This is a genomic window from Nocardia farcinica (assembly GCF_029867845.1).
GTDB lineage: Bacteria > Actinomycetota > Actinomycetes > Mycobacteriales > Mycobacteriaceae > Nocardia > Nocardia farcinica_A.
Map to the genome: position 1 here is coordinate 1 of NZ_JARWRU010000023.1, position 3061 is coordinate 3061.

At 73.2% G+C, this 3061-nt stretch carries 3 protein-coding genes and 1 pseudogene; 2 read left to right on the forward strand and 2 right to left on the reverse strand.

What is annotated here, in order from left to right; all coding sequences use genetic code 11:
• On the reverse strand, positions 1–972 hold a 972-nt coding region (locus tag QH283_RS00310; protein ID WP_280501017.1), incomplete at its 3' end, for an epoxide hydrolase family protein.
• A gap of 99 nt (positions 973–1071) precedes the next feature.
• Between QH283_RS00310 and QH283_RS00315 the strand changes: the two genes are divergently transcribed.
• Positions 1072–1527 (forward strand): MarR family winged helix-turn-helix transcriptional regulator, encoded by a 456-nt coding sequence (locus QH283_RS00315; protein ID WP_348538246.1) that lies wholly within the window; start codon positions 1072–1074, stop codon positions 1525–1527.
• 214 nt (positions 1528–1741) lie between these two features.
• On the opposite strand, the gene QH283_RS00320 is transcribed toward QH283_RS00315, so the two are convergent.
• The gene (locus QH283_RS00320) at positions 1742–2854 is read right to left on the reverse strand and encodes an enoyl-CoA hydratase/isomerase family protein (RefSeq protein ID WP_280501018.1); all 1113 of its coding nucleotides are present in this window, start codon (positions 2852–2854) and stop codon (positions 1742–1744) included.
• 41 nt (positions 2855–2895) lie between these two features.
• On the opposite strand from QH283_RS00320, the pseudogene QH283_RS00325 reads away from it, so the two are divergent.
• A pseudogene (locus QH283_RS00325) lies at positions 2896–3061 on the forward strand (CoA transferase); the annotation flags it as partial.

The following is a 3061-nucleotide window of genomic DNA, read 5'->3' on the forward strand; positions in this document are numbered from 1 at the left end:
GTGGGGCGGCGGCCCCCGGGGCCCCACCGCCTGCGTGTTGGGGTGCGCCAACCCCGCGACGCCGCGCGGCGCCGGGCAGGCCACGGCGCCCCGGGACTGGGCGTGGTGCAGCCGTGCGGAGGACGCCGCGGTGGCGGTGAACCAGTAGAGGGCGACGTCGGTGAGTATCCGCTCGTCGTCCACCGGGGTGTCCGGGCCGGTCCACTGGTCGAAACGCTCGGCGATCCAGGCCAATTGGCCGACCGGCGAGTCGGTGAGCGCGTAGCCGATCGTCTGCGGGGTGGCGGCCTGCAACGCCTGGTACGGCGGCCGGTTCGCCATCAACTGCCGCACCGTGTCCAGTCGCGCCTGTTCGATCGGCGTCAGCGTGACCTCGGCCTCGGGGTCGGGCCGGGTAGGCAGGTAGTTGACGTGCACGCCGACGACCCGCTCGGGCGCCACCGCGCCGAGCGCCATGGAGATACCCGCACCGAAGTCGCCGCCCTGCGCGCCGTAGCGCTCGTAGCCGAGGCGGCGCATCAGTTCGGCCCAGGCGCGGGCGATGCGGTGGATGTCCCAGCCGCGTTCGTGGGTCGGCCCGGAGAACCCGAAGCCGGGGATGGAGGGGATCACCAGGTGGAAATCGCGTGACAGCGGCTCGATCACGTCGAGGAACTCGAGGAACGAGCCGGGCCAGCCATGGGTGAGGATCAGGGCGAGCGCGTCCGGCTTCGCCGACCGGACGTGCACGAAATGCACGCGCTGTCCGTCGATCTCGGTGTGGAAATGGGGCAGTTCGTTCAGCCGGGTCTCGTGCTCGCGCCAGTCGTAGCCGGTGCGCCAGTACTCGGCGAGCTCGCGCAGCCGTGGCAGCGGAAAGCCGAAGTCGCGGCCGGCGTCGGCGACCTCGTTGGGCCAGCGGGTGCGGGCCAGCCGGTCGTGCAGGTCGTCGAGGTCGGTCTGGGGGACGGCGATGCGGAAGGGGTCGATCACGGCGGTCTCCAGGTGTGATGGCGGCGAGTCGTTGGCGCAACCAATGTTGGCAAAACCAACAATAAAGGAAGGTTGTTGGTGTGTCCAACGATGTAGGGTGTGCTCGTGGAAGACGCCCCCGAACGCCTGACGAGCAAACCGAGTTGGCTGCTCACCCAGCTGGCGGTGCACGCCAAGAAGCTGTCGACCGACTGCTTCGCCGAGGCGGGCGCGCGCGGCTACCACTACCGAATCCTGGCCACGCTGGCCGAATTCGGCCCGGCCAGCCAGATCGACCTCGGCCGCCGCGGCAACATCGACCGCAGCGACGTGGTCGCCGCCGTCAATCAGCTCGCCGACCAGGGCTGTGTCGAACGCGCCCCCGACCCCGCCGACCGCCGCCGCAACATCGTCACCCTCACCGCCGCGGGCGAGCGCCTGCTCCACCGGCTCGACCGGGCGTTGGACGAGGTCCAGGACCGCCTGCTGGCCCCGCTCGGCCCCGATGACCGCGAGGAGTTCACCCGCCTGCTGGCGCGGCTGCTGGCCCACCACCGAGACCGCGGTGGATGGTGATCATCGCCTGCACCTCGAGCAGCCGCAGCCCCGCACGCGGCGACTCCCCGGCTCACGCCGTACCTCTCCAGCATGGTGGCCTGTCACCCCGGCTCCCGTCTTGTGAACCCCTGTTCCCGAACGAATTTCCCCACGCCGGCGCACCGGGTGCGCGACGGCGGCGCGCACCCGCCGCCGTCCGGCTCGACCCCGCCCGCGTCGAGCGCCGTCCCGGCTACCCGGCCCGCGCGGACCCGCGGGCCCCGGTGATCTCGTCGACGAGTCCCCAGTCCAGCGCGCTGGCCGCGTCGAGTGCCGCACCGGTGACGAACAGGTGCAGCGCCCGCCAGCGCCCGATGCGCCGGGGAATGCTCACCGTCCCACCGGCGCCCGGGATCAACCCCATGCCCACCTCGGGCAGCCGGAACACGCTGTCGGGCGCGGCGACGATCCGGCCCGCGAACGCGGGCACCTCGATCCCCGCGCCCACACACTGCCCGTGCAGCTCCACCCGCGTCCGGGCAGCCAGCAACGCCATCGAACGGGCCGCCCCGGCCGCGGTGCGGAGGAAGTGCGCAGTCGCGTGATCGGGAGTGTGCCCGAACTCGTCCAAATCGCCGCCCGCGCAGAAGCACGGTCCCGCACCCGCCAGCACCACCTCGCGCACACTGTCGTCGAACAGGGCCACCCGCAACGCCTCCACCAGCGCGTCCCGCACGGCGGTGCCGTAGGCGTTGCGCCGCTCCGGCCGGTTGAGCGTGATCCGCAGGACGCCACCCTCGCGCCGCACGAGAACCGGGTCGGTCGCCGGCGGCGGGGGCAGCGACCGGCCGAGCGCCCTGCGTTCGGCCAGCCAGCGGCCGAACTCCGCGCCACCCTGAAGTGCCGAGTAGGCAAGCGATTCCACCTCGATCGCCCGCGGGACGGGCAAGGTCTCCGAGATCCGCAGCACCTGTGCGGCGATCAGCGCGGCCTGCGGATTGCGTGCCGCCGCACCGAGGAAAGCGTCGAGCGCGGCATCGACATCGGGGACACCCACCCCGGTCCGGTCCGGGGCGGGGGGTCGGGTGAGCGGGGCGGTGGGTCCGGTGAGCGGGGCGTAGGTCACGTCGAGGGCCGCGGTCAGTCGCGCCAGCCGGGGCGGGACCGGCCGGGTCGCCCGCCCGATCACCAACCGGTCGAGCGCGGCGACGCCGGCGGCCGCCCGGACGGCGAGCTCTTCGTCGACGTCGTCGAGATCCACCACCAGCACGGGTTCGGTGGTCGTCGCGCCGGGGATCGCCGACGCGAGGAAGGCCGCTCCGTCGGCGAGTCGAGCAGCGGTGACGGTTCGTTCGTGGCTGTCCATGAGCGGTCGTGACCTCCCGCGCCAACGGTAACATCGGCTCGATGTGGACCCCGGGCAGCGCTGATCGGGTGCGGGACTGGGCCGAGAGCGGCGTCGTCGCCCTCACCGGCCGCGCCGACGGCGCCCCCGTCGTCCCGCCGGGGCACGCCGCCTCCCGCGCTCGCGCCCTCGGCGCGTGGATCGCCGAGGCGTCGGGTGGGGCGGTCC

What these genes read in the sequence shown, in the direction of transcription:
- QH283_RS00320 (WP_280501018.1), bottom strand. Translation starts at nt 2,854, where the DNA reads ATGGACAGCCACGAACGAACCGTCACCGCTGCTCGACTCGCCGACGGA.